This is a genomic window from Arthrobacter sp. 7Tela_A1, assembly GCF_049311065.1.
Taxonomy (GTDB): Bacteria; Actinomycetota; Actinomycetes; order Actinomycetales; family Micrococcaceae; genus Arthrobacter_B.
Genome location: NZ_JAXIOO010000004.1, coordinates 31,670 through 56,789 on the forward strand (window position 1 = coordinate 31,670; position 25,120 = coordinate 56,789).

Annotated in this window: 20 protein-coding genes and 1 pseudogene; 12 read left to right on the forward strand and 9 right to left on the reverse strand. The window is 63.3% G+C overall.

What is annotated here, in order from left to right; translation table 11 throughout:
* Positions 1 to 18 precede the first annotated feature (18 nt).
* The 6 genes from yidD (at position 19) to TVB01_RS02635 (ending at position 5,283) form a co-directional block, all read left to right on the forward strand.
* Complete coding sequence (gene yidD, locus TVB01_RS02610; protein WP_422453879.1) at positions 19 to 408, forward strand: membrane protein insertion efficiency factor YidD; 390 nt, start codon at positions 19 to 21, stop codon at positions 406 to 408.
* Positions 409 to 417: 9 nt separating this feature from the next.
* Positions 418 to 1,380 carry a membrane protein insertase YidC gene (yidC, locus tag TVB01_RS02615; protein WP_422453880.1) on the forward strand — a complete coding sequence of 321 codons (963 nt, stop codon included), beginning with the start codon at positions 418 to 420 and terminating at the stop codon, positions 1,378 to 1,380.
* Positions 1,377 to 1,916: a protein jag gene (locus TVB01_RS02620; RefSeq protein WP_422453882.1), complete on the forward strand. Its 540-nt coding sequence runs from the start codon at positions 1,377 to 1,379 to the stop codon at positions 1,914 to 1,916. Before yidC ends, TVB01_RS02620 begins: the two co-directional genes overlap by 4 nt.
* A gap of 44 nt (positions 1,917 to 1,960) precedes the next feature.
* Complete coding sequence (gene rsmG, locus TVB01_RS02625) at positions 1,961 to 2,590, forward strand: 16S rRNA (guanine(527)-N(7))-methyltransferase RsmG (RefSeq protein WP_422453883.1); 630 nt, start codon at positions 1,961 to 1,963, stop codon at positions 2,588 to 2,590.
* Between the two features lie 261 nt (positions 2,591 to 2,851).
* Positions 2,852 to 3,835 (forward strand): ParA family protein, encoded by a 984-nt coding sequence (locus tag TVB01_RS02630; protein WP_422454038.1) that lies wholly within the window; start codon positions 2,852 to 2,854, stop codon positions 3,833 to 3,835.
* Positions 3,836 to 3,936: 101 nt separating this feature from the next.
* Complete coding sequence (locus TVB01_RS02635) at positions 3,937 to 5,283, forward strand: ParB/RepB/Spo0J family partition protein (protein WP_422453885.1); 1,347 nt, start codon at positions 3,937 to 3,939, stop codon at positions 5,281 to 5,283.
* Between the two features lie 2,926 nt (positions 5,284 to 8,209).
* On the opposite strand, the gene TVB01_RS02640 is transcribed toward TVB01_RS02635, so the two are convergent.
* The 8 genes from TVB01_RS02640 to TVB01_RS02675 all read right to left on the reverse strand — a co-directional run bounded on the left by TVB01_RS02640 (position 8,210) and on the right by TVB01_RS02675 (position 16,035).
* On the reverse strand, positions 8,210 to 8,788 hold the full coding sequence (locus TVB01_RS02640; protein WP_422453887.1) for a dihydrofolate reductase family protein: 579 nt from the start codon (positions 8,786 to 8,788) through the stop codon (positions 8,210 to 8,212).
* A gap of 111 nt (positions 8,789 to 8,899) precedes the next feature.
* Positions 8,900 to 9,208 (reverse strand): transcriptional regulator, encoded by a 309-nt coding sequence (locus TVB01_RS02645; RefSeq protein WP_422453888.1) that lies wholly within the window; start codon positions 9,206 to 9,208, stop codon positions 8,900 to 8,902.
* Positions 9,209 to 9,416: 208 nt separating this feature from the next.
* Positions 9,417 to 10,601 carry a peptidoglycan-binding protein gene (locus TVB01_RS02650; RefSeq protein ID WP_422453890.1) on the reverse strand — a complete coding sequence of 395 codons (1,185 nt, stop codon included), beginning with the start codon at positions 10,599 to 10,601 and terminating at the stop codon, positions 9,417 to 9,419.
* A 5-nt stretch (positions 10,602 to 10,606) separates the two neighbouring features.
* Complete coding sequence (gene trxA / locus TVB01_RS02655) at positions 10,607 to 10,933, reverse strand: thioredoxin (protein WP_227896413.1); 327 nt, start codon at positions 10,931 to 10,933, stop codon at positions 10,607 to 10,609.
* A 22-nt stretch (positions 10,934 to 10,955) separates the two neighbouring features.
* Positions 10,956 to 11,990, reverse strand: a complete 1,035-nt coding sequence (trxB, locus tag TVB01_RS02660) for a thioredoxin-disulfide reductase (RefSeq protein ID WP_422453893.1) — start codon at positions 11,988 to 11,990, stop codon at positions 10,956 to 10,958.
* 180 nt (positions 11,991 to 12,170) lie between these two features.
* Positions 12,171 to 13,664 carry an ABC transporter substrate-binding protein gene (locus TVB01_RS02665; protein ID WP_422453895.1) on the reverse strand — a complete coding sequence of 498 codons (1,494 nt, stop codon included), beginning with the start codon at positions 13,662 to 13,664 and terminating at the stop codon, positions 12,171 to 12,173.
* A gap of 163 nt (positions 13,665 to 13,827) precedes the next feature.
* The gene (murJ, locus tag TVB01_RS02670) at positions 13,828 to 15,495 is read right to left on the reverse strand and encodes a murein biosynthesis integral membrane protein MurJ (protein WP_422453897.1); all 1,668 of its coding nucleotides are present in this window, start codon (positions 15,493 to 15,495) and stop codon (positions 13,828 to 13,830) included.
* A gap of 60 nt (positions 15,496 to 15,555) precedes the next feature.
* On the reverse strand, positions 15,556 to 16,035 hold the full coding sequence (locus TVB01_RS02675) for an NUDIX hydrolase (RefSeq protein WP_422454040.1): 480 nt from the start codon (positions 16,033 to 16,035) through the stop codon (positions 15,556 to 15,558).
* Between the two features lie 194 nt (positions 16,036 to 16,229).
* Here TVB01_RS02675 and TVB01_RS02680 point away from each other — a divergent pair, with 194 nt between their 5' ends.
* The 5 genes from TVB01_RS02680 to TVB01_RS02700 all read left to right on the forward strand — a co-directional run bounded on the left by TVB01_RS02680 (position 16,230) and on the right by TVB01_RS02700 (position 22,333).
* Entirely contained in the window at positions 16,230 to 17,681 is a 1,452-nt protein-coding gene (locus TVB01_RS02680; RefSeq protein WP_422453898.1) for a CCA tRNA nucleotidyltransferase, read from the forward strand.
* An 18-nt stretch (positions 17,682 to 17,699) separates the two neighbouring features.
* Positions 17,700 to 18,353: a histidine phosphatase family protein gene (locus TVB01_RS02685; RefSeq protein WP_422453900.1), complete on the forward strand. Its 654-nt coding sequence runs from the start codon at positions 17,700 to 17,702 to the stop codon at positions 18,351 to 18,353.
* A gap of 721 nt (positions 18,354 to 19,074) precedes the next feature.
* Positions 19,075 to 19,230 carry a hypothetical protein gene (locus TVB01_RS02690; RefSeq protein ID WP_422453901.1) on the forward strand — a complete coding sequence of 52 codons (156 nt, stop codon included), beginning with the start codon at positions 19,075 to 19,077 and terminating at the stop codon, positions 19,228 to 19,230.
* 118 nt (positions 19,231 to 19,348) lie between these two features.
* The gene (gene mshA, locus TVB01_RS02695; RefSeq protein WP_422453903.1) at positions 19,349 to 20,602 is read left to right on the forward strand and encodes a D-inositol-3-phosphate glycosyltransferase; all 1,254 of its coding nucleotides are present in this window, start codon (positions 19,349 to 19,351) and stop codon (positions 20,600 to 20,602) included.
* A gap of 63 nt (positions 20,603 to 20,665) precedes the next feature.
* Positions 20,666 to 22,333, forward strand: coding sequence for a formate--tetrahydrofolate ligase (locus TVB01_RS02700; RefSeq protein WP_422453905.1), 1,668 nt, complete (start codon positions 20,666 to 20,668; stop codon positions 22,331 to 22,333).
* Between the two features lie 94 nt (positions 22,334 to 22,427).
* Here TVB01_RS02700 and TVB01_RS02705 read toward each other — a convergent pair.
* Positions 22,428 to 23,510, reverse strand: a pseudogene (locus tag TVB01_RS02705) (inositol-3-phosphate synthase); the annotation flags it as partial.
* Positions 23,511 to 23,789: 279 nt separating this feature from the next.
* On the opposite strand from TVB01_RS02705, the gene TVB01_RS02710 reads away from it, so the two are divergent.
* A complete protein-coding gene (locus TVB01_RS02710; protein ID WP_422453907.1) occupies positions 23,790 to 25,094 on the forward strand; it encodes a hypothetical protein in 1,305 nt (434 codons plus the stop codon).
* Positions 25,095 to 25,120: the final 26 nt, after the last annotated feature.

A 25,120-nucleotide genomic window follows, 5' to 3' on the forward strand; every position in this document is an offset into this window, starting at 1 on the left:
GTGAGGGAGGGACATACGATGGGCCGCACCGGCAATCAACCGGCGAAGGCCTATGTTCCCGTTGCCCTGGTGAAGGCGGTACTGCGTTTCGTGTGGCATCTGCCTCGAAACATCCTGATCGGGATTCTGAAGGTTTACCGCAAGCTCATCTCACCGCTGTATGGGCCGGTATGCCGCTTCTTTCCATCTTGTTCTGCGTATGCCCTTGAGGCCGTCACCGTTCACGGTGCGGTGAAGGGCACATGGCTGGCAGTCCGCCGGCTTATCCGCTGCCACCCCTGGAACGACGGCGGAGTCGACCACGTGCCCGAAGGCCGAAGGACCTGGCCGCAGGAATCGGTCCCCAGGATTATTGTGCTGAATCATCCCGTGATTCCGGCAGACGAAGACAGCCGCCCCGCGGCTTGAGGAGTGTAAATGGGTTTCTTCGACACGATCATGTTTCCATTCAAATGGGTGGTGTCATGGATCATGTGGATCTTCCACGAGGGATTTGTGTTCCTCGGGATGGATGCCGCATCCGGATGGACCTGGACGCTGTCCATCATCGGGCTGGTTATCGTCATCCGTGCCGCCCTGATTCCGGTTTTCGTCAAGCAGATCAAGGCGCAGCGAGGCATGCAGTCGCTGCAGCCGGATCTGCGTAAGCTCCAGCAGAAGTACAAGGGCAAGACGGACCAGCTCTCGCGCCAGGCCATGACGCAGGAGCAGATGGCCCTGTACAAGAAGCACGGCACCAACCCCTTCGCGGCGTGCCTGCCGATGCTGATTCAGATGCCGTTCTTCTTTGCCCTGTTCCAGGTGCTGAACGGTGTTTCCAACGCCAGCTCCGACGGCGAGGGCATCGGCGCCCTGAGCCACGACGCCGTCGTCCAATTCGATGAAGCCTCCATCCTCGGCGCGCCGCTCTCCTCCTCGCTGCTGCACGGGTTCGGCACGGAGGGTCACACCTCCGTTGTGGTTCTCTCGATCATCATGATCATCGCCATGACGGCGTCGCAGTTCATCACGCAGAAGCAGATCATGTCCAAGAACATGTCTGAAGAAGCACTGCAGAGCCCGTTCATGCGCCAGCAGAAGATGATGCTTTACGTACTGCCGCTCGTTTTCGGCATCGGCGGCATCAACTTCCCGATCGGTGTCCTGATCTACTGGACCACCACCAACCTGTGGACCATGGGACAGCAGTTCTTCGTGATCCGCCGCATGCCCACCCCCGGGTCCCCTGCCGCCAAGGCCCTGGCCGAGCGCCGTGCCCGCAAGGGCCTGCCGATGATGCCGCTGCTGGGCGAAAAGAAGTCCGAGCCGGTTGAAGAAGTACCCGTCCCTGCCAAAGCACAGCGCCAGCAGCCCCAGCGCAAGAACAGGAAAAAAAGATGAGCACAGAGCACGTCGAAGAGTCCGTGGAAGAACTGCCTGAGGCTGCTGAAGGCGGCACCGTCAGCCGTCTGGAGGAAGAGGGCGACGTCGCCGCTGACTACCTTGAGGAGCTGCTCGATATCGCCGATATTGACGGCGATATCGACATCGAGGTCCGCAGCGGACGGACCTATATTTCCGTTGTCTCCGAAGAGGGAGACGACTCCGGCCTGGAGTCCCTGGTAGGGCGCGGGGGCGAGGTTCTTGAGGCACTCCAGGAGCTCACACGGCTCTCCGTGCTGACGGCGACTGACAGCCGGTCACGCCTTGTCCTGGACATCTCCGGGTACCGCAAGGAACGCAGCGAGGAGCTGCACCGGATCGCCGAGGATGCGGTTTCCCGGGCCAAGACATCCCGCAAGGAAATCGCCCTGGCACCGATGAGCGCCTACGAGCGCAAGATCGTTCACGACGCCGTTGCGGAGCTTGGGCTCGTTAGTGAGTCCGAAGGTGAAGGGCCGGAACGCCACATCGTGGTGTCCCTTTCCGACGCATAGCCTTGCCTGCCCGGATATCTCGCTAAGACTAGGATCTGTTTTTCGTGGTTGAAATTACGCCCGCCGAGCATACTGCTGCGGTTAAGGTTTTCGGACCCCGCCTCCCGCTGGCAGAGCGCTATGTGGAGCATCTGGCTACCTCCGGCATGGAGCGCGGGTTGCTCGGACCGCGTGAAGTTCCGCGGTTGTGGAGCAGGCATGTGCTCAATTGTGCTGTGGTCGCTGATCTGATTCCCGATTCCAGCAGGGTGGCGGATGTTGGCTCGGGAGCCGGGCTGCCCGGCCTGTGCCTGGCTATCGCCCGGCCAGACCTGACGATGACCCTGATTGAACCCCTCGAGCGCAGGGTGACCTGGCTGAACGAGGTCATCGACGATCTTGGGCTTGAAAACGTGGAGGTTATCCGCGGACGGGCTGAACAGGTAGTCGGCAAGGTGGAGGTGGATGTAGTCACGGCCCGGGCCGTCTCCGCACTCACCGGACTGGCCGGCCTGACTATTCCCCTCCTGAAGGGCTCAGGAGTAGTGCTGGCCATCAAGGGGCGAAGCGCCGCAGAGGAAATTGAAAAGGCTGCCAAGCAGATCCGCCGGCTTGGCGGCAAGGAAACATCTGTGGTCACCGCCGGCGAAGATGTGCTTGAAGAGCACACGACCGTCGTCCGCATTGTTGTCTAGGCCTTGCCTGGTACTGCACACACCCTGCCCGATCCGGTGATTTGACCGGCCAGCCGATAGGCTAGGGGCAGTAATGCCTTATGTTGTGAAAGTGAGCATGTCCAGGTGAGTGTGCGCGATTCTGCCGCAAAACGAATTCCCCCCTTTGCTGCGCTGGGTTCTGCCTTCTCATCGCCTTTTTCTAGGAATCAACCTGAAGAGGTTGTAGAACCAAAGCATGACTTGCCTGTTTCACGTGAAACGGGACATGCTGTTGCAACACTGTCTGCCGGCGCATCGTATGTGCCTGTTCCCGAGACCAGCGAAGGTGGTGTAGCCGGCCAGGCGGTTTATCCGTCAGAGTCGGTAGACGTTATGGATCTGATGGACGAGAGCACACCACTGGCCCGCGAACTTGCCAGTGAGAACCGGCGCCGCGAGAGGCTCCGGGGCAGGGTCCTGCCCCGGCCTGCGGAGACCCGCATTATGACCGTCAGCAACCAAAAGGGCGGTGTCGGGAAGACGACGACGACGGTAAACCTTGCCGCCGCCCTAGCCACTGCCGGACTCAACGTCCTGGTGATCGATATCGATCCGCAGGGAAACGCGTCCACCGCACTCGGAATCGACCACAGGGCAGACGTAGAGAGCATCTATGACGTCCTCATCGATGATTTGCCCCTGGGTAAGGTCGTGGCGCAGTGCCCGGACATCCAGAATCTCATCTGCGCTCCCGCCACAATCCACCTTGCAGGTGCGGAAATCGAGTTGGTCTCCCTCGTAGCGCGTGAGCAAAGGCTGCGGCGTGCCATCGACGTCTACGCCAAGGAACGCAAGAATGCCGGCGAAGAGCGGCTGGACTACATCTTCATTGACTGCCCGCCGAGCCTGGGACTGCTCACCGTCAACGCTTTTGTTGCGGCCAAGGAAGTGCTTATACCCATTCAGTGTGAGTACTACGCTTTGGAGGGCTTGAGCCAGCTCCTGAAGAACATCGAGATGATCCAGAAGCACCTGAACGCTGATCTAGTTGTTTCTACGATCCTGCTCACCATGTATGACGGCCGGACCAACCTGGCCGCACAGGTGGCAGCTGAGGTCCGCGAACACTTCCCGCAGCAGGTCCTGTCAGCAGTTGTGCCCCGCTCGGTGAGGATTTCTGAAGCACCGAGCTACCAGCAGACCGTTATGACGTACGATCCGTCGTCGACAGGTGCCCTTTCTTATCTTGAAGCAGCTGCCGAGATCGCCCAGCGATCCGTCTAGACACTCCCCTTGGGATACCGGGTGAACCCGACGGTGAACCGTAGAATACTCTCACAATCAATCCATGCCGCTTGCTGTGTGCATAAGGGAAGGACTTACCCATGACCGAAAAGCGTCGTGGTTTGGGCCGGGGTCTGGGAGCATTGATTCCCAGTACTCCCGAGTCTTCGGAGACAACTGAAACCTCCCAGTCAACCAGGGCCGGTCGGCCGGTCGATCTGTTCTTTGCCGCTGCAAGCGATGAGGTTGCACCAGGCCGCACGGGCGGAGTCCGCCGTGGTGCCGGCATCAACAAGGAAGCTCTGCGCGCCCCTTCCAAGAAGAAGCCGGCAACCCGTTCGGCAGCGACCCGGAAGGCGGCCTCCACGGCAAACGCCGGCGCAGCTGCCCCTACACGGGACAAGCCTGCTGTCCTCCCAGAGGTTGGTGCCGAAAAGCCTGCAGAAGCCGCTGTAGAGACGCCTAGGAAGCCCAGTGCGGCCCGCAAAAAGGCCGCTGCACGCAGGGGGCCTGAGGAGCCCGTAAAGGCTGCGGAAGGGGCAGCGGAAGCAGCTGTTGCCGATAAGGGGCAAGCTCCGGCGGACCCCGAGAGCGGTGTTTCACGTGAAACGCTGCTGGAGGTACCGGGTGCGCGTTTCGCCGAACTGCCGATCGATTCCATTCACCCGAACCGAAAGCAGCCGCGAAGCGTCTTCGATGAAGAAGACATGTCTGAGCTGGTGCACTCTATTCGTGAGATCGGCGTTCTGCAGCCCATTGTGGTTCGGCCGTCCGCTGAGGGGGATGAGGATCACCCCTATGAACTGGTCATGGGTGAGCGTCGCTGGCGCGCAAGCCGTGAAGCCGGTCTGGACAGGGTGCCTGCCATTGTCCGGTCCACACAGGACGTGGACCTGCTGCGCGACGCGCTTCTGGAAAACCTGCACCGCAGTCAGCTGAATCCGCTTGAGGAGGCTGCTGCGTACCAGCAGCTTCTGGATGACTTTGAGTGCTCGCATGAAGAGCTTGCTGAACGCATCGGCCGGTCACGTCCGCAGATTTCCAACACGTTGAGGTTGATGAAGCTGCCTCCGCTGGTGCAGCGCCGTCTTGCTGCGGGCGTTCTGTCCGCCGGCCACGCACGCGCCCTCTTGGGTCTGAACGATCCCGCCGAGATGGAGAAGCTGGCCCAGAAGATCGTGGCCGAAGGCATGTCAGTTCGCGCAACCGAGGAAGTTGTGGCGCTGTCTGACGGTATCCGCCGGCCCGCGAAGGAAGCCAAGCCCAAGGTTGGAGCTCGGCATGAGCGCCTAGATTACTTGGCTAATTCGTTGTCTGACCGCCTGGACACCAACGTCAAGATCACTCTCGGTGCCCGCAAGGGCAAAGTGAGCATCGAGTTCGCGAGTGTTGATGACCTGAACCGCATCATGACTGTCCTCAACCCCGTCGATAGCCAAGCATCCTAAGCGATCGAGCCGAGAACGGTCCCTGTTTCACGTGAAACAGGGACCGCTTTTCGTTGGAGCTGCCGTGTAAGTGACGAGTGCTGATTCCGCTCCGCACGGCTTGTGCGGCGCAAGCGGTCGCGTAAACCTGTCTTTCTTAGCTCGATATCCGCCAGCGACTGATATCAGGCGTGGCCGTTTCACGTGAAACGTCATTCGGCTTGCGGCTTCAGTCCTCGTTTCGGCGCCCGGCATTGTAAGCAACCCGCTGCTAGTCGTCCGGAAAGGTAGTCGGTGGGCATACAGTCCTGACCGACTCCCTCCGCTGAGCTGCGTCCTGTCGGAAAGGGATGTGATCTCACACGGATGGCAGTGGCCTCTACGAACTCCCACTCCCAGTGCTCGGACGCGGATCCTTGTCGGTGGTTTCACGTGAAACACTGGCCGACAGAGGGCCAGGCCCCGTGGTGCACCCGGCCAACTACCTTCCAGATAGAGAATATTCCGGCGCGCCACTCGGTCTCGGGCTGCCATGGTGGCAGGCTGTCTACGGGCTCCTTCGACGAATTGGTAGAGATATCACCCTAGGGCGGTTGCCTTAATGCATCTCTGTGACCATTCTGGAAGCGCCGTCCTCAGGACCAGGGGGGGTAGCTCCGACGACCACTGAACGAGGTCCGATCTGCGTATACGGCTGCCAGTGCTGGTGAACGAGGACACCCCTGGAGGGCGGCAGCTGATACGACGGGTGTTGAGGTTAGGTAGGGGTAGGAACCTTGCGGGCGACGTCTATCGACCACCAGCGTGACCGTCCGCCGTAGAATTCTGAGTCCAGCCTTCGTTCGTTTCACGTGAAACGAATGCCGTGGGCCCACTTCCTTGTGCACCAGTTGTCCTAGATGCGGTGTCGGCTGAAAGAAGGACCGGAGGAGAGGCATAGGCGGCCGGCGGAGAGTTGCTTGAGTGACTCTAGGCTTGGGTCATCCCGTGCTCCCGCCTCCGCAGCTAGGCGTGCCTCAATTGCCCGGCTACAGAACTAAGGTCACAGCGAATGTATTCGCCAAACCGAACCGCTTGTGTGGTGGATAGAGACTACGTCTCCGGCCACTCTCTACGAGACTCACCTCAAGCGCCTTGCTTAGGCGCAAGGTGTTACGCCGCGATCATATGATCTACGAACGATGTCGAGCTTCGTTAGCCCTGCCACAGTCAGTAGGCCAAGGGGCAATTCATCATCACCCCGCAAACTGCAGTTCGGTTTCACGTGAAACAAGCACGTGCGCTGCTTCGGGCAGCTCCAAGACGTTCATACCGGTGATGTCGCTCTAATCGATGGCGTTGAGCGCATAGGTTCTATAGACCGGAGCCGTTCCGGGTTTCGTTCTACCTGGCTGAAATCTGGGGACCCTCACGGGACTGCCCAGCCCCCTACCTGAACGCGCTCAACGACTAGGTCGTCTTCAGCATCATTTTTCAGACATCTAGCGACGAACGAGGCGCTTCGAGTTGTTTCACAACACAAATATCCGCCCACCTGATTCCGGCCCTGACCTGTGCAGGTCCCCATTTTCCCCGAGGTCGCCAGGAGTAAGGAAGTATTTGCGCGGAGGAAAGTCTGCTTTGTTTGGCATGTCATGCAGGCCAGAGCCGCAGGGGGACCCTATCGGTCGGCCTGTTTGGCGACTAGTTATGCAGCTCGGATCGAGTCCTGTCCTGTTTCACGTGGAACTCCGCTTCTGGCTCTTCCGATTCCAATGCTTAGAGTTCCACCCGCGTGCGGCCGAAAACAGCTACCCCGTGGGCAAACAGGATAACAACGACATGTGGCGGTCCCGTCGTTGCCTACGCATGCGTTTCCTTAGTACGGGCGATGTTCAGCGGTCGAGTTCTTCGAATGATGCCATCAAGCAGGGACCCCGCCTGCTCCAAGGGCGAACGTGTTTCTGCTGTCCTGCGGAGCCACTCGAGGGAGCGCGAAGGCCCTGGTCTCTCAACTTGTGGCAGTGCCGTGCCTGCGGCTACTTGCGGCCGAGATCAATCCAACGATAAATGCCGCAGGGGGATGAGTGGGCACCATGGCTTTGGAGCGCGGACACGAACACTGACGGATTCCAGATCCGCGCCCCTCGCTTACCGAGGTACAGCCTGTTTCACGTGAAACAGTAAAAGGGCTGCTCGGGTGCATGCCGGCATGCGTCGTGCAGGTGCCATCCGATCTCCGCGCTGTCGATCTGATGTTTCATGTCCGGTTATCTAGCCAACCAGTCGAGTCATCTGGTGAACCGAGGCTCGGGGCTCCCGCCGGCTCCGACTCCACGAGGACCGAGAGTATCGGCGCAACAGATGCTGTCCTCTGTCTCGAGGATCATCTTCGGATTCTGCTGGCGATAGGCGCGGACAATCATTCGGGAACGGGAACGGGAACGGGAACGGGAACGGGAACGGGAACGGGAACGGGAACGCGAACGCGAACGCGGACGCGGACGCGGACGCGGACGCGGACGCGGACAAGAACGGGAACAAAAGGACAGTGGGAAGATCTCGAAAGCCACCAGGACTCGAACTGCCCTGAGCGGCCTCAGCGGCCGATCCGGCCAGCTGCCCTGCCGGCCTAGTTTCACGTGAAACAGCACGATTCATTGTCCAGAACGCGGCGGCACCATATCGACGCGCTCCCTGCCCTGAGGGTTCTCCCAAGAGCACACTTTCGCTGAAAGAGCACTCCATACTCTTTCGTCCCACAACTACACAACGGCCCTGGGAAGAGTATCAGCTACGGGCCCGGTCCGCGGGTTCTCTGCATACTGACCAATGCTCGGTTGGCGCCTCAACTCTCCTGGGAGTCAATCCGAGTGGAGATGGCGAAGACACGTAGTTACCCTATTTCAGCCGAGTATGCCGCGGGCCGGAGTCGAGTGATTCGAGCAAAACAAGAAGTAGGTTCCGGTCAGCGGAGAACGGGATATCGCAGGTGCACAACCTGGCTGCCGACCAGCACATCAGGCTCGCCCAACGCACGCTGGGCATCCACGCTGCCGAAGTAGCGCTTCCCCGATCCAAAGACGACGGGTGCAACGTCCATACGCACCTCATCCACCAACCCGGCGGCGAACGCCTGCCCTCCCACGTCGCCCGCTGCGACTTCAACGATCCGGCTGCCCGCGAGGTCCTGCGCTGCAGCAACAGCGGCCTCGATGCCCTCGACAAAGTGGAAGGATCCCTCTGGGCGCCAGTCGCCGGGAGGAGGCCGATGAGTGACTACAACCATATGCTCCACCCCGGACGGAGGGGTTCCGTCCCAGCCATCGGTCAGGTCGAAGACGTGGCGTCCGACGACCGTCACCCCGATCTGGTCCCAATAGCGCCGGGTGTACTCGAAGGAAGCTTGGGACACGTTCAGCTCCCCGCTTGTATCCAGGGGCACATCACCGCCGGTCAGCCACTCGAAGAGCGGACCTGGCTGGTCTTGCAGGTCTGCGATGTATCCGTCCAGCGACACTGAGCTGTACATGACTACCTTGCCCACGGAGCTCTCCTTAGCTGGAAGTGGCCCCCCAAGTACAAGCCGCGGGTTACACTTCGCGAGACTGCGGCCATTAGCAAATAGTCCGGGTGGAGAGCCAACGCAGCACGTCCCCTAGCGTTCGTGGGAGCCCTGGTCGAACGTGCCGGAGACAATCTTCTCGAGTGCCTTCACATGTCCACGGTAGGCCTTGGAACCGTCCTTGGTGAGGCTGAGCCACGTCTTTCTGGAATCCAGGGTTCCGCGCTCCTGGCTCACATAACCGGCGTCCACCAGCGCTGTCACCTGCTTGCTGAACGCAGAGGGGGACAGGCCAAGGGTCGTTCGGAGGACGGAAGCCTCCACCGCTGTTCCGGCCGCCAGCATGGCGCAGAGCCGCAGCCGTGCCTTGGGATGTATGTGGGGATCGAGGTCGGCTTTCAACGGCGGGTGACCCGGCAATGGATTACGGAGCCGACGGCGTAACTCGCCACGGTTCCCGCTGCACAAATCAACACCATTCGGGTGAGGCCAATTACCAAGACAACCAGGAGACCGGATCCCGTGGGCGGAATCGATACGACATAGTTTCCACACTGGAAAAAGTAATGCCGTGCAGACCGCGTTCCGGCCTGCACGGCATCCGAGCTGTCTACAGGCCGGAAACGCGCCTGTGCTCGTCCGCCGGATTGAAACGGCTGACGTCGTCGAGGACCAGGGTGCCTGTGGGCTGATCCTCTTCCTCGAGCAGGTAGAGCCGCTGGATCGCGATGACAATGGAATCAGCCACAGTCTGCCGGAACACCGGATCAGCAAGCCTGTGGGCGTCATGGAAGTTGCTGAGATAGCCCAGGTCGATTCCCACCGAAGGGATGCCCGGAAGCTTCAGGGTGTCCCACGTGCGGGCGTGCACGCCGAGGCTGTTCATGTCCGTCCGCGCTGCCAGTTCCTTGATCATCAGGATCGCGGCACGCTGGCCAATGGGGGAGCGGGGCTCGCCGGTAGACGGCAATCCCCAGTAGTAGGCGGCGATGCCTGAGGCAGCCGGCTGGTCCAGCCAGTCGCAGTGGATGTCGACGTTCAGGCTGGGCAGCCTGCTCATCGGATCGGTGCCGCCAGGATCCCACGCCACTACCTCGGCGCCGAACTCCTTCAGGATCCGCTCTACCCGCTCGCTGACGTCCGAGGCTACGAGCAGTTCCGTCAACGGCTGGCCGCTCAGGCGTTCCGTGACGTGTTGAGAGGGCGCCTGGGAGCGGCCGGTGTTGAGGGTGATGGTTCGGCCGCGCAGGGCAGCGGTGGAACGGTCCAGACGCTCGTAATCGCGCAGCGCGAAGGCCTGGCTGGGGGAGATGGCACGGTTCACCCGGGACATTGCGGTCACCGTGTCGCCGTCGCACACCCCCGTTCCGGGGATGCCCAGGTTCTCTTGGAGCTCGGCCACTGCGTACCGGGTGCGCACACCGAATTCGCCGTCAATATGGCCGTAGTAGAAGCCGAGGTGGGAGAGGTGGCGCTGAAGTTCGGCGACGTCGTCACCCCGCACAGCCGGCTGGCCCTCGACGTAGGCGAGAGTGCGGTCACCGAAGCGGAACTGCGCTTCTGCCAGCGCGCGCTGGGTGTCCGGCCCTGCGACGCCGTCGACGATCAGGCCGCGGCTTTGCTGGAAGGCACGCACGGCGGCGTCGACATGGTCGTCGAAGACGGCCGGGTCGTTGACGGCGTCAGGCGCCAGGTAGGACATGGAAATGCCGGCGCGCAGCAGCGCTTCGCGAAGCGCCACCACGCGCCGGCTGGAGTCCAGCCTCCGCAGACAATCGTCCGTCGGATGCATCATGAGTCCTACTTCAGGAACGCCGCGAATTCCTGCTCGAGAACCTGCTTCGGCTTCGCGCCGATCGACGTGGCAGCTACCTCACCGCCCTTGAAGACGTACACCGCGGGGATGGATGTGATGCCGTACTTGGCGGCGATCGCCGGATTGTCGTCCACATTGACTTTCACGACGTCGACCTTGTCCGCGTACTGCGCAGCGATGTCGTCGAGGATGGGGGAGAGCATCCGGCACGGACCGCACCACTCAGCCCAGAAGTCCACGATTACCGGCTTGTCTGCGGTCAGTACGTCGGTGCCGAAGGAGGAATCTGTTACGTCTTTGGCGTTGCTCATTGTTCTTGCTCCTTGTGGATCTCTAGACGGCAGCGTTTTCGGAAACTGTTTCCGATGCCGGAGTGGGGACTGTGGCGGCGGTAGCTGCCGAGCCCATGTCTGCCAGGTAGTGCTCGACGTCGAGTGCGGCTACGCAGCCCGAGCCGGCAGCGGTGATGGCCTGGCGGTAGGTCGGGTCGATGACGTCACCTGCGGCGAAGACGCCGGGGAGGGAGGTCTTGGATGTCCGGCCCTGGACGGCGATGGTTCCGGCTTCAGTCAGCTCGAGCTGTCCGCGGACCAGGTCGACGCGCGGGTCGTTGCCGATGGCCACGAAGATCCCCGTGACGGCCAGGTCCGATTCGGAACCGTCCTGCGTGTTGCGCAGCCGGGCACCGGTGACCTTGTCTTCGCCGTGGATACCGACAACTTCGGAGTCCCAGACAAAGCGGATCTTCTCATTGGCAAGCGCACGGTCCTGCATGATCTTGGAAGCGCGCAGGGTGTTGCGGCGGTGCACCAGGGTCACGGAGGACGCAAACTTGGTCAGGAAGAGGGCTTCTTCCAGAGCGGAGTCGCCGCCGCCGATGACGGCAATGTCCTGGCCCTTGAAGAAGAAACCGTCGCAGGTTGCGCACCAGCTGACGCCGCGGCCGGACAGGCGCTTTTCGTCTTCCAGGCCCAGCTCACGGTAGGCAGAGCCGGTGGAGATGATCACGGATCGGGCGAGGAAGGTTTCACCTGTTCCGATAGTGACCTTCTTGACATCGCCCGAGAGGTCCACGCTGGTGACGTCTTCGAAGAGGATTTCGGTACCGAACCGGCTGGCCTGCTTCTCGAGGCTCATCATAAGGTCAGGGCCCATGATCCCTTCAGGGAAGCCGGGGAAGTTCTCCACATCAGTGGTGTTCATCAGTTCGCCGCCGGCGGTGACCGAGCTGGCGATCAGCAGCGGCTTGAGGTTCGCCCGGGCCGTGTAGATCGCCGCGGTGTAGCCGGAGGGGCCGGAACCAACAATGATGACGTCACGGACTTCCTGAGCGGAAGCTGTGGTGTCAGGGCGAATTTCTGTGCTCACGTGCTGTGAACCTCTTTCCTTGAAGTCTCGGTGGAGAACGGGCGTCTTCCGGTTGGTGGGAACGCCCGGGGTATCTCTAGCCACCCGTCACAACACTGTCAGGCAACAGCTTATTCCGAATGGCCCCTGCGTCACATGGTCAGCCGCCGGGGCGGTTCCCGGCGGCTGAAATGCGGCAGGTCAGGACACTGCGATTTCCGCAATCCGCAGGCCCCAGGGGTACTCGGCCTGTACCCCGCTGAGCCGCGGCAGCTGGGTGAAGTTGATGATGACGTAGCTCGCCGACGCCGGTTCGCCGTCCACCTTGGGGACCGTAATCGATGTCTTCGGGCCGGTGAAGCCGCTCTGTGCGACCGTCTGCGCGCCGTCCAGGGACGGCGAATCGTTCAGCATCACGGAGAAGTTGCCGCCGCTGCCATTGAGCTGTGTGATGTCGACCTTGGTGATGGCCGATTCTTCTTCGAGCTCGACGACGAGGGCCAGGCTGGGGGCGAGGCCGCCAAAGGTGTCGGACGCGTAGACGTAGCTGGACCAGTAGCTGGCCCCATTGCCGTCGACGATCTGCGGGAGGGCGGCGTCGTTCACCGAGTCCAGCTCCTGGTTGCCCGGAACCAGCCGGGTCACGCCTGCCGTGGCAGGGGCCGGCAGTGCTGTTCCTGTTTCGGCCGGTGCACCTTCCGTGGTGCTGGGAGCCTCGGCTGTGGGGGTCGGTTCAGGGTTGGCGGCGAAGAAGTCGCCGACCTTGCCCAAGCTGGTGAAGGAGAGGACCACCGCGACGATCAGGATCAGGCTCAGGATGGCGCCTACCAGCAGGCGGCCGAATTTGCGGCCGTTGCCGGCGTCGTTGTCCTCGTCCCGCCCGTCATCGTCATAGTCTCCGGAGTCATAGTCCGTGTCCAGCGCAGTACGGGGGAAGCTGGAGGCCTGACGGGTGTCCTGGCCGGCGGCAGCGTAGCCTTCGGCCGGGAAGTCGTCTTCGTTGTCCCAGCGGCTGGCTTTGGGTTCGTCGGCCCGAACCGTCCGGGTGGGCGTGGTCTGGGCTGAGCCCTGCGGGCTATGGCGCGGCGGAGGAGGAATGGAAGCGGCACCCGTGGCTGCTTCAGCAGGCGCTTCCTGCGCACCGCCGTACTCCAGGTCCCGTGCGGCTGCGGCCGATGCCCCTGCGGCGGCCCCGCCTGCAGCGGCGCCCGCGCCGCGGCCGAAGCGCGGCAGATGCGGCTTGGACAACCCGGAGAGGAGCGGCTTGCGGTCCGGACGGTCCTCGACGTAGCGGTCCTCTTCGACCGTCTCAGGTTCCCGTGAGCGCGCGACGCCGAAAATCTCCGAGCCAAGCGTGTCGGTGAAGAACGGTTCTACGTACGGGGCGTCCCGTTCGATGACCAGGTCCAGCAGATCGGCTGCGTTGCCGCTGGAGGTCACCAGGTAGGTGCGTCCGTCGCTGACGCCCAGATCCAGGATCTGCACCGTGGACTGCCGCTCGCCAATAGCGATCTCGCGTGCGCTTGCACTGACCTGCGTGGCGTTCTGCGGCGCAGCAACAAGGATACTGACGGCGCGGTTGAGCACCTGGTCCACGCCGTCGAGGACGAGGTCATTCTCTGCCGATGCCAGCACCTGGGCAGTGACCTTGTATCGGCCGCCCAGCACTGATCCAGCGTTTACCGGCTGTGGCACGTGTTCCTCCCGTGGAAACGGCTATGTCTGCGAAGAGCTGCTGCTTCCGGCGCCGGTGAGGCCGCCGGTGCGGTTAATACGCGCAGGCCCTCAAGACCTTCCCGTACTCCCCACTTTGTACCCATGCTACCCGCGGCAGGCAGCAAAGCCGGAGTTGGTCGTCTTAGGCCCGGCGCACGAACTTCGCCAGGACCGGTTTCAGCAACTCTTCCAGTTCGCGCACTTTGAGTACCCGGAGCATCCCGAGGTACACCGCGGCCATCAGCACGCCGCAGACGGCCAGCACAACGGTGGCACTGATGAGGGACTGCCAGGCAAAGCCGTCCGCACTGTAGCCGCCCATGACTGCCAGGGCGGCTGCCCCGGCTGCGGCCGCGGCGAGGGCAGCCACAGTAAGCCGGACGTGGACATCGAACACCCGGTCCGCGCCGTAATAGCCCAGCTTCCGCTTGAGGAAAAGGTGGCTGAGCACCACGGCACAAACGTTCCCGATCGAGTAGGCCACGGCGAGGCCAAAGACAATCCGGTCCGCCGGCAGGGCGGCGGCTGCCAAGGCCAGGCCGATGCCCAGCGCAGCGAGGATGATCTGCATGATCATTGGTGTCTTGGCGTCTTCACTGGCGTAGAAGGCCCGGTTCATCAGGAACGTTGCGCTCAGGAAGGGTGCGCTCACGGCGAGGAGGACGAGCACCTGCCCCTGGATCGCTGCCGAGGCATTGGATCCGCCTCCGAACCACATGCCGATCGGGCCTGCCAGGACCACCATCACCGCGGAGCAGAAGACGGTGGCCACGCCGATGACCCGCAGGCCCCGGGAAATGGTCTCCCGCACGCCGTCGAGGTTCTTCTCCGCGAACGAGTGGGACATCCGGTTGAACAGGACTGTGGCCAGGGACAGCGCTATGACGGAGTGCGGAATGATGTACAGCATTGCCGCGGTCTCGAGGTTCACCTGCCCGGCGATCTGCTGCGGAGGATCCATTGCCAGGAACGCCGGCCGCGCGTCGGTGGCGATGGTGGCGACGTTTGTGTAGACGAGGTATGCGCCGTTGCCGACCAGCATGGTGATGATGGTCCATTTAGCCACCCGGGCGGTATCACCCAGGCCCACTCCGCGCAGGCCGAAGGAAGGCCGGAGCCCCAGCCCGAGCTTCTTCAGCGGGAACAGCAGCACCAGTGCCTGCAGGACAACGCCGAGCGTGGTGCTTCCAGCCAGAATCAGTGTGGCCGTAGGCGTCCAGTTGTCCGGGGCGAACTGTTCGGTGGTTTCCCGGCCCAGGAGGGCGATGAAGAGGACAAGCCCGCCGATGGCTACGAGGTTATTGACGACCGGCGCCCACATGTAGGCGCCAAAGCGCCCGTTGGCGTTCAGTATCTGGCCGATCACCGCGTAGGCACCGTAGAAGAAAATCTGCGGCAGGAGCCAGTACGCGAAATTGGTGGCGAGGGCCAGTTCAGCTCCGCTCAGGCGCGTGCCGAGGTTGACCACAACCGGCGCCGCGAGGGTGGCGACCAGGGCAATGGCGGCAAGGAGAGTGAGGCTCAGGGTCATGATCCGTGAGACGTATTCGGTGCCCCGGTCTTCGCGTTTGCTCGCCTTGATGATCTGCGGGACGAGCACGGCGTTGAACACGCCGCCGGCGACCAGCAGGTAGATGAAGTTGGGCAGGACGTTGGCGACGCCGAAGAGGTCGGTGACACCGGCAGTGCTGCCGATCGCTACGGCAAGCAGGGAGGTGCGGACCAGCCCGAGTACACGGGAGACCATGGTTCCCGCAGCCATCACGGCGCTCGAACGGGCAGTACTGGGAGCGGTAATCTGTGCGGCCATTATGTCCTTATGCTCTCACCTTCAGGCAGCGTTGGCTCAACGCAGGGCCGCGGACCGCACTTAGAGATGCTTGGGAAGAATTTCCCGGGCGAGGTCCGCGATGCGCCGCTCATTGGGAAAGGAGAGCCGCCGTCCCAGCATGCTCAGGGGGACCCAGGCGACGTCGACCGCCTCATGGTCCGGATCGTTTTCGATCGTCAGTTCCCCGCCCACTGCTTCCAGCAGGTAGTGGTGGACCGTCTTGTGGACCCGGTGGCCGCTGACCGTGAACCAGTAGTCGATGCTTCCCAGTGCAGTGAGGATCCGGCCGTCGATCCCGGTTTCCTCCGCGATCTCGCGGATGGCGGCCTGCTGGTTATCTTCATCATCCTCGGGATGTCCCTTGGGCAGGCACCATTCGAGCCGTCCGCCGCGGTTGAGGCGGGCAATGATGGCAACCGGCAGCTGGGGGTCCGTGGAATCCACCACAATGCCGCCGGCAGAGACTTCTTCCACCGTGGGAAGGGCCGCGTGGGCCGGGTGCGCGCCGGAACTTCCCATTGACGCAGTCAATGGGGTCCGCTTGGGCGCACTCGGGACGGGATGGGCCATACCCCCACTCTAACTATCTTTACGAAGCGATGATGACTGTTTGGGGCCCGCCCCCGCGCCGCCGCGCCAACCCCGGCGTGTCCGGGTCCCCTGCAGCCGCTGTTGTCCGCACCGGACGGTTTATCTGGCACGCTTAAAGCACTATGGCGCACCTATCCGACAGCTCGTTTCCCGATACACCCCTGCCCGATGTCATTCCCCGGCTCGGAGCCCTCTTCGAAGCTGCCGGGTTTGAGCTGTCCCTGGTGGGCGGGCCCGTCCGCGACCTCTTCCTTGGCCGCGTCTCTCCTGACCTGGATTTCACGACCAACGCCCGCCCGGACGACATCATCAAGGTCGTGCGCGGGTGGTGCGATACGTACTGGGAAATCGGACGCGAGTTCGGAACGATCGGGATGCGCAAGGACGGCTTCCAGATCGAAATAACGACCTACCGTGCCGACGCCTACGACCCGGATTCCCGCAAGCCGGCCGTTGCGTTCGGGGAACGGCTCGAGGACGACTTGTTCCGCCGGGACTTCACCATGAACGCCATGGCCCTGCGGCTTCCGCAGATGGAGCTCGTGGATCCGTTTGGCGGAGTCCGTGACCTGCATGCCGGACAGGTGCGCACGCCCGGTGCGCCGTCGACGTCGTTCTCTGATGATCCCCTCCGCATGATGCGTGCGGCACGCTTTGCCTCCCAGCTCAACGTCTCACTCGCCCCGGAGGTTTTCGAGGCCATGAAGGACATGGCGGAGCGGATCACCATCATTTCTGCCGAGCGGGTCCGCGATGAACTGGTGAAGCTGATCAACGGCAAAGCTCCCGCGGACGGAATCGACCTCCTCGTGGAAAGCGGCCTGGCCGACTACGTGCTCCCCGAGGTCTCGGCGCTGAAACTGGAGATCGACGAGCACCACCGCCACAAGGACGTGTACCAGCACTCCCTGACCGTGCTGCGCCAGGCCTGCGACCAGGAAACAGGAGTGGACGGTCCGGTGCCCGGTCCCGACTTTGTGCTCCGCTTCGCTGCACTGATGCACGACGTCGGCAAGCCGGCCACGCGGCGCTTCGAATCCACGGGAGCCGTGAGCTTCCTGCACCACGACGTCGTCGGCGCCAAGCTGGCGGCCAAGCGAATGAAGGCCCTGCGCTTTGACAACGACACCATCAAGGCCGTGTCACGCCTGGTGGAGCTGCACATGAGGTTCTACGGTTACGGCGACGCAGGCTGGAGCGATTCCGCCGTGCGCCGTTACGTGAACGACGCCGGTCCCCTCCTGCCACGGCTGCACCGCCTCACGCGCTCCGACGTGACGACCCGCAACAGGCGCAAGGCCGAGCGCTTGGCGTTCGCTTACGATGACCTCGAACACCGGATCGCAAAGCTGGCCGAGCAGGAAGAGCTTGCCGCCATCCGCCCGGACCTTGACGGCAGCCAGATCATGGCGTTGCTGGGAATCGGGCCGGGCCCGGTGGTGGGCCGGGCTTACCGCTTCCTGCTGGAGGAACGGATGGAAAACGGTCCGGCGGATCCGCAGGAAGCTGAGGCGAAACTGCGGGCATGGTGGCAGGATCAGCCGGAGAGCAGCCAGCCCGCGGCGGAAGACTAAGGACGAAAAGGACTCCCGATGACTGCAGAGAACCTCTGGCCGGTAGCACCGGACCTCACCCCTTCCGGGACGGCACTGCCCACCCTCTGGCTGGTCAGGCACGGGGAGACCGAATGGTCCAGGGACGGCAATTACACGGGACTCACCGACATCCCGCTGACGGCAGCCGGGGAGGCACAGGCCGCCGCGGCCCGGGAGAAGCTCGGACACATGAACTTCGACAGGGTGTTCACGTCTCCGCTGGTCCGTGCCCGCCGTACAGCCGAACTCGTGGGCTACCCGGACGCCGAAGTGCTCCCGCACGCGCATGAGTGGGATTACGGCGAAAATGAAGGCCGCCGGAGCACCCAGGTGAGGGCGGAGAATCCCGGCTACATCATCTGGAACGACGGCGTCCCCGGCGGTGAGACCCTCGCGGACGTTGCTGCCAGGGCGGACCGCATCATTTCCGCGGTGCAGGCCGGCTGCGGCACCGAGATGGACAGGGACCCGGGGGCGGTCCCCATTGAACAGGCGCTGCTGGTGGCCCACGGGCACTTCCTGCGTGTGCTGGCCGCACGCTGGCTGGGCCTGCCACCGGACAAGGGACGGCACCTCGCCCTGGCCACGGCGGCGGTATGCGTGCTGGGCTGGGATAAGCACACTCCGGCGATCCTCAGATGGAATATCTGAAAAAGTTTTAAAACATTTTTGCATTAGGACTTGGCAGCCTGCCGGCTGCGGGTTATATTTTTTCCAGCGCACCGCCGAGTTTTATCTCGCTTTGATCTCATTGTGAGGTCGCGTTGGCGCATGAACGGATCGGATTCCGGCAGACATGATCTGCACGGACAGGCACGGAAAAGGGGTGGATTATGGATAACGACTTCGCGGGCATCGCCTGGCGGACTCTGTTCGCCGCGGGCACCCCGGGCCTGAGCATCCGTACTGGGCGGGGTGAAGCCGCACCGGCGGCAGGCTTTAAGCCCGGCCGGCTGCACGGGATGCGGACTACTCCGTAACTTCCCCCGCTCGGACCGGGAGCCCCGGTCCGCACGGCACACCGGTTCCCGCCCGGACCTATCGGCGTCATTCGCACAACTCCTGGCTTCCGGCACCTCCGCTGCCTGTCCGCACCCGATGCGGCCATAAATCAGCACGCGGAATATGCGGCAGGAATAGATCAATGACTCCGGACCCTTAACCACGCTTCTTTAGTGTTTAATTTGCTGCGCCTTAAATGCGCCCATTTTTCGGAGAAATCACCATGCCTAATTTAAACCTGCCCTTTTTGGGATTGCACGAGGATGAATATCGGCAATCCTTATGTCCATCATCCGCGAAACCCCTCCGCCTTGGGGGCGCCGCGGCCAGCGCAGGACCCTCCAGCCATCCACGCAGAAGCCGGTCCCGCATGTTCAGGCTGCCGGGGCTGGCGCGGCTGGTCCGCACCCTTCGCGGCAGCCTCGTCCGGAGTACACACGCGGTTGAGGCGGCTGAGGAACGGCAGCTTGACCTGCTGAACCTGTACGCCTCCGCAAGCCGCGCCAAGGGACGGCTGGGCCCGTGAGAGCCTGCACACCCTGACCCCGGGATCCACTTGGATCCGGGGTCAGGAATCAAAGCGGGACCTTCCGGCGTTGTATGGTCGATAGGTAGGAACACAGGCCAGTGAGGAAGGGAGTGCTGTGCCCCAGGTCAACCGGGTGGCCATGCTCTCGCTGCATACCTCGCCACTCGAACAGCCTGGCTCCGGCGACGCCGGCGGCATGAACGTCTACGTTCGTTCTGTTGCCCTCCAAATGGCGAAAATGGGCGTTGAAGTGGATATCTTCACGCGTGCCAGTTCGCCGGACCAGCCGCCCGCCGTGGAGATCGCCCCCGGAGCCGTGGTCCGGCATATTCCTGCAGGACCACGCCGGCAGGTGGCCAAGGAACTGCTTCCCGGCTTCGTCGAGGAACTCAGCGCAGGCATCAGGGATGCGGCCCGCAGGTTGCCGCACCGAGGCAGGTACGGTGTCCTGCACTCTCACTACTGGGTTTCGGGCGTTGTGGGACTCAACCTTTCCCGGGAGCTCGAGACGCCGCTGGTCCACACCATGCACACCATGGCACGGGTCAAGAATCTCCAGCTCCAGCCGGGGGACCGCCCCGAACCGGACGTGCGCATCCAGGGTGAACAGGACATAGTCGACTCCGCTGCTCGGCTGATAGCCAATACCACGACCGAATCACAGGAGCTGGTGAGCTGGTATGGCGCCAGCCAGTCCGCCATCGACGTGGTGGCACCCGGTGTGGACCTTGACGTTTTTTCCCCCGCGGGACGTGCCTTGGCCAAGCCGCTGCATGGGGTCCGCCGCGACGAGTTCCATGTTGTCTTTGCCGGCCGTATCCAGCGGATGAAGGGACCCCAGGTCCTGGTCGAGGCCGCGGCTCGTCTGCGTGCCTCCCGGCCGGATATTCCGCTGCGCGTCAGCATCCTGGGTGCGCCAAGCGGTTCCGAGGTCCTGGACCTGGAGGAGGCGGTGCGTTCCGCCGGCCTGCAGGGAATTGTCCACCTTCATCCCCCCGTAGCCGCCGGGGGACTGGCCGGTTGGTTCCGCTCAGCCGACCTCGTGGCCGTGCCCTCCTACAGCGAGTCCTTCGGACTGGTGGCTCTGGAAGCGCAAGCCTGCGGAACACCGGTCATTGCGGCCGACGTCGGCGGATTGCCGAAGGCGGTCAGCTCGGGCCGCACCGGCGTGCTGGTCCAGGGACACGATCCGGCCCGCTGGGCGGCCGAACTTGAAGCGCTGTACGATCACGCTTCCTGGCGGTCCGATCTGGGGCGGTCCGCCGCCGTCCACGCGCGTTCCTTCGGCTGGCAGCGCACAGCCATGTTGACAGTGCAGGGATACGCGCAGGCCGCGGAGGAGTTCTCCGCCCACGCTGTGCGCAACTAGACGCGCTGCCCTGCCCGGAACGGACCCATTGACGGTGGCCGGGGCTAATGCGAGCGTGGAAGCATGCCCAACGATCTCGACATTTCCCGTGCCGCAAAGATGCAGCCCATCACCGCCGTCGCCCAAGCTGCCGGAATCCCGGATGACGCCTTGGAACTCTACGGCCGCTACAAAGCGAAAGTGGATCCCGCGCTTGTCCCGTCCCGTGAGGAGCTGGGCAAAGTCGTCCTCGTGACGGCCATGAGCCCAACTCCGGCAGGGGAGGGGAAGTCCACCGTGACCGTCGGGCTCGGGGACGCACTGGCGCGTGCCGGCCAGAAGACAGTAATCGCCCTCCGTGAGCCTTCCCTGGGTCCGGTCCTTGGCATGAAAGGCGGCGCTACGGGAGGCGGCTATTCCCAAGTAGTGCCGATGGAGGAAATCAACCTTCACTTCACCGGGGACTTCCACGCCATCACCAGCGCCAACAACGCCCTCGCCGCCCTGGTGGACAACCACATTTACCAGGGCAACGCGTTGCATATCGACCCGCGGCGGATCACTTTCAAGCGGGTCCTGGACATGAATGACCGCGCGCTGCGCAACATTGTCATCGGGCTCGGCGGACCTACCCAGGGAACCCCGAGGGAGGACGGCTTTGACATCACCGTGGCCAGTGAGGTCATGGCAATCTTCTGCCTGGCGACCGGCATTGAGGACCTCACCTCGCGCCTGGCCCAGATCACTGTGGGTTATACCTATGACCGTAAACCCGTGACGGTGGCGGACCTTGGGGTCCAGGGTGCCCTGGCCCTGCTGCTGAAGGACGCCCTCAAGCCCAACCTGGTGCAGACGATCGCCGGTACGCCCGCGCTGGTCCACGGCGGACCGTTCGCCAACATCGCCCACGGATGCAACTCGGTGATTGCGACGGGGCTGGCCCGCGAGCTGGCCGACGTCGTCGTGACGGAGGCCGGGTTCGGTGCCGACCTGGGTGCCGAGAAGTACATGGATATCACCTCCCGGGTGGCAGATGTGGCCCCGGACGCCGTGGTGGTTGTGGCCACTGTCCGGGCGCTGAAGATGCACGGCGGTGTACCCAGGGACCGTTTGGGCGAACCGAACCCTGCCGGCCTTGAAGCCGGGACGGCGAACCTGCGCCGGCACGTGCGGAACATTGCCCGGTTTGGCCTGACGCCCGTGGTGGCCGTAAACCGCTTCACCACGGACACGCCCGAAGAACTGGACTGGCTCCTCACATGGTGTTCGGAGGAGGGCGTCGAGGCTGCAGTGACCAATGTCTGGGCCGAAGGCGGCGGCGGACCCGGCGGAGACGAGCTCGCCGCGAAGGTGCTGGAGGCCCTCGGCAAGCCGTCTGCGTTCGCGCCGCTGTACCCACTGCAGATGAGCGTCGAAGAGAAAATCCGGACGGTCGTGAAGGACATTTACGGAGCGGACGACGTCGAGTTTTCCGTCCCTGCACTCCGCCGGCTGGAGGAAATCAAGGCCAACGGCTGGGAGCACTTCCCGGTGTGCATGGCCAAGACGCAGTACTCGTTCTCCGACGACGCCACGAAGCTGGGCGCCCCGGTTGGTTTCACGGTGCACGTCCGGGACCTGGTGCCCAAGACCGGAGCCGGGTTCATCGTCGCCCTGACCGGTGCCGTGATGACCATGCCCGGGCTGCCCAAATCCCCGGCCGCCCTCCGCATGGGCGTGGCGCCGGACGGAACTCCGTCCGGCCTCTTCTAGCGCCCCTGCTCCTCATCGAGATAACAGAAAGTGCCCCTGCCCCCGCGGGGGCGGGGCCGTTCTGGTTTATCGGTTTTGGGGGGGGGGGGGCTTTGCGCGGGGCGTCCCCCCGGATGAACTGCTCCACCTTTTCGCGGGCCAGGTCATCGTTGTACTGCTCCGGCGGGGACTTCATGAAGTAGCTCGACGCCGAGAGGATCGGGCCGCCGACACCGCGGTCCAGCGCGATCTTCGCCGCACGGATGGCATCGATGATGACGCCCGCGGAGTTGGGGGAGTCCCACACTTCCAGCTTGTACTCCAGGGACACCGGAGCGTCGCCGAAGTTCCGTCCTTCCAGGCGGACGAAGGCCCACTTGCGGTCATCCAGCCACGCAACGAAGTCGGACGGGCCAATGTGGACATCCTTGGCGGCCATTTCGGCCGCGACGTTCGAGGTGACGGCCTGCGTCTTGGAGATCTTCTTGGACTCCAGGCGCTCACGTTCGAGCATGTTCTTGAAGTCCATGTTGCCGCCGACGTTCAGCTGGTAGGTGCGGTCCAGCGTGACGCCGCGGTCTTCGAACAGCTTTGCCATGACGCGGTGCGTGATGGTGGCGCCGATCTGGCTCTTGATATCGTCACCGACGATCGGCACACCGGCGGCGGTGAACTTATCCGCCCATTCCTTGGTACCGGCAATGAAGACGGGCAGCGCGTTGACGAACGCCACGCCTGCGTCGATGGCGCACTGGGCGTAGAACTTCGCTGCCTGCTCGGAGCCGACCGGCAGGTAGCAAACCATAACGTCGACATTCGCAGCCTTCAGCTCGGCGACGATGTCTACCGGATCCTCATCGGACTCGCTGATCGTCTCGCGGTAGTACTTGCCCAGTCCGTCGAGTGTATGGCCGCGCTGGACCTTGACGCCGGTCTCGGGGACGTCGGCAATCTTGATGGTGTTGTTCTCGCTTGCACCAATAGCTTCAGCCAGGTCGAGTCCGACTTTCTTGGCGTCGACGTCGAATGCTGCGGCGAACTGAACGTCGCTGACGTGGTAGTCGCCAAACTGGACGTGCATCAGGCCGGGGACGGTTGCTGTCGGGTCGGCATCACGGTAGTAGTGGACGCCCTGCACCAGCGATGCGGCACAGTTTCCAACACCAACGATTGCTACCCGGATCGGGTTATTTGCCACGGTTCTCCTTTGAAGACAATCCTGTGCCGCACCCGCTGACGCGCGGATGTGCCGCAGCAGGCGGCGCAGGCAACTGGCCCAGTGTACTTCGTGTGGCGGACGCGCCCGGGCCATGCGGATGGTGCTGTTGGGGCGGCGTGCGCAGGGTGCCCACGCGGCATCGGTGGCGGACTCTGCGTTTCAGTGACCTCTTTCCGGGCAGTGCAGGTGGAAGGACCGGCGGCGGTGCCTACGCTGGATAAGGACAGTGCAGGAGCAGTTCCTTGCTAGGAGTGCACCATGAGACCCAAGCCAACCACCGTCAGGACCAGGGCCACCGTGCTCTTCGCCGCTGCGGGGCTTCTTGCCGGCGGAGGACTTGCTGCCTGCACGCCGGACACCGGGTCGGACAGTTCCTCTCCCAGCGCGACGCCTGAATCCGGCTCCTCATCCCAGCTCCCGGATGAATGTGAACTGCCGCAGCCAACAGCTACGCCCAACCCGGAAAACAGCAGCTTCTCCGCGACAGACCCGGACAGCTCTGCGCTGGAGGTGGGCAGCGGAGAGCAGCGCGCCGTCGGCGCCTCCACCATCACCAAGTCCGGGGACAGCTCCAACAGCGATTCCTCCAGCTTTAGCGGCCTCAATGCTGCGGTGCTGGTATCCGGCGGCGGATCGCTCGCGATGAACGGAACCACCGTTGACACAAGCGGAACCGGAGCCAACGGAATCTTCGCCACTAACACGGGGTCCGCTGTGTCGCTGCAGGACGTCACGGTTCGGACCGACGGCAGTTTCGCGCATGCCCTGGATGTCACTGACGGAGGGAGCATCACCGCCGTCCACCCCTCGCTGAACACCAGCCAGGACCATTCAAGTGCCATCGCCACGGACCGCGGCGGCGGCGACATCCAGGTCAGCGGCGGCAATGCGGGAACCGAAGGCAGCCTCTCCGCCATCATCTATTCCACCGGAATCATCGATGTGTGCGGCCTGACCGGGGCATCCGCCCAGGCGGAGGCAATCGTGGTTGAAGGGCCCAACTCCGTCCAGGCGACCAGTTCCGACCTCACCGGCGGCACCCACGGCGCCTATCTGTACTCCAGTACCCCTGGCGGCAGCGGCGGAGGAACCCTCACGGTCTCCGGCGGCACACTGACCGCAAAGAACGGAAACGCCGTCTTCGTGGACGGGGTTTCCGCCGCCATCAACCTCTCCAACGCCGCAAAGCTGGACCCCGGATCCGGAAGCGTCATGGCCGTGGCCAACAACGGCAGCGCTGCCGCATCCCTGACCGAAACCGTACTCGAAGGACAGCTCACCGCCGAGGAGGGGAGCAGCCTGGACCTGTCACTGACTGCCAACAGCCGGATCACCGGCACGCTGAGCAACGTTGGGGTGGAACTTGATAACACCAGCACACTGGAACTCATGGGGGATTCCTCCGCCACCTCGGTCCAGGGTGCGCTGGTAACAGGCAACGAGATCACTAACATCACAGGCAACGGCCACACGCTTACCTACGACCCGGGTGCACAGGGCAACTCGTACCTGGACGGCCAGGACTATCAGCTGTCCGGCGGCGGCACCCTCCAGCCCTCCTGAGGCTCCGGAAGCGGTGAACAGGGCCG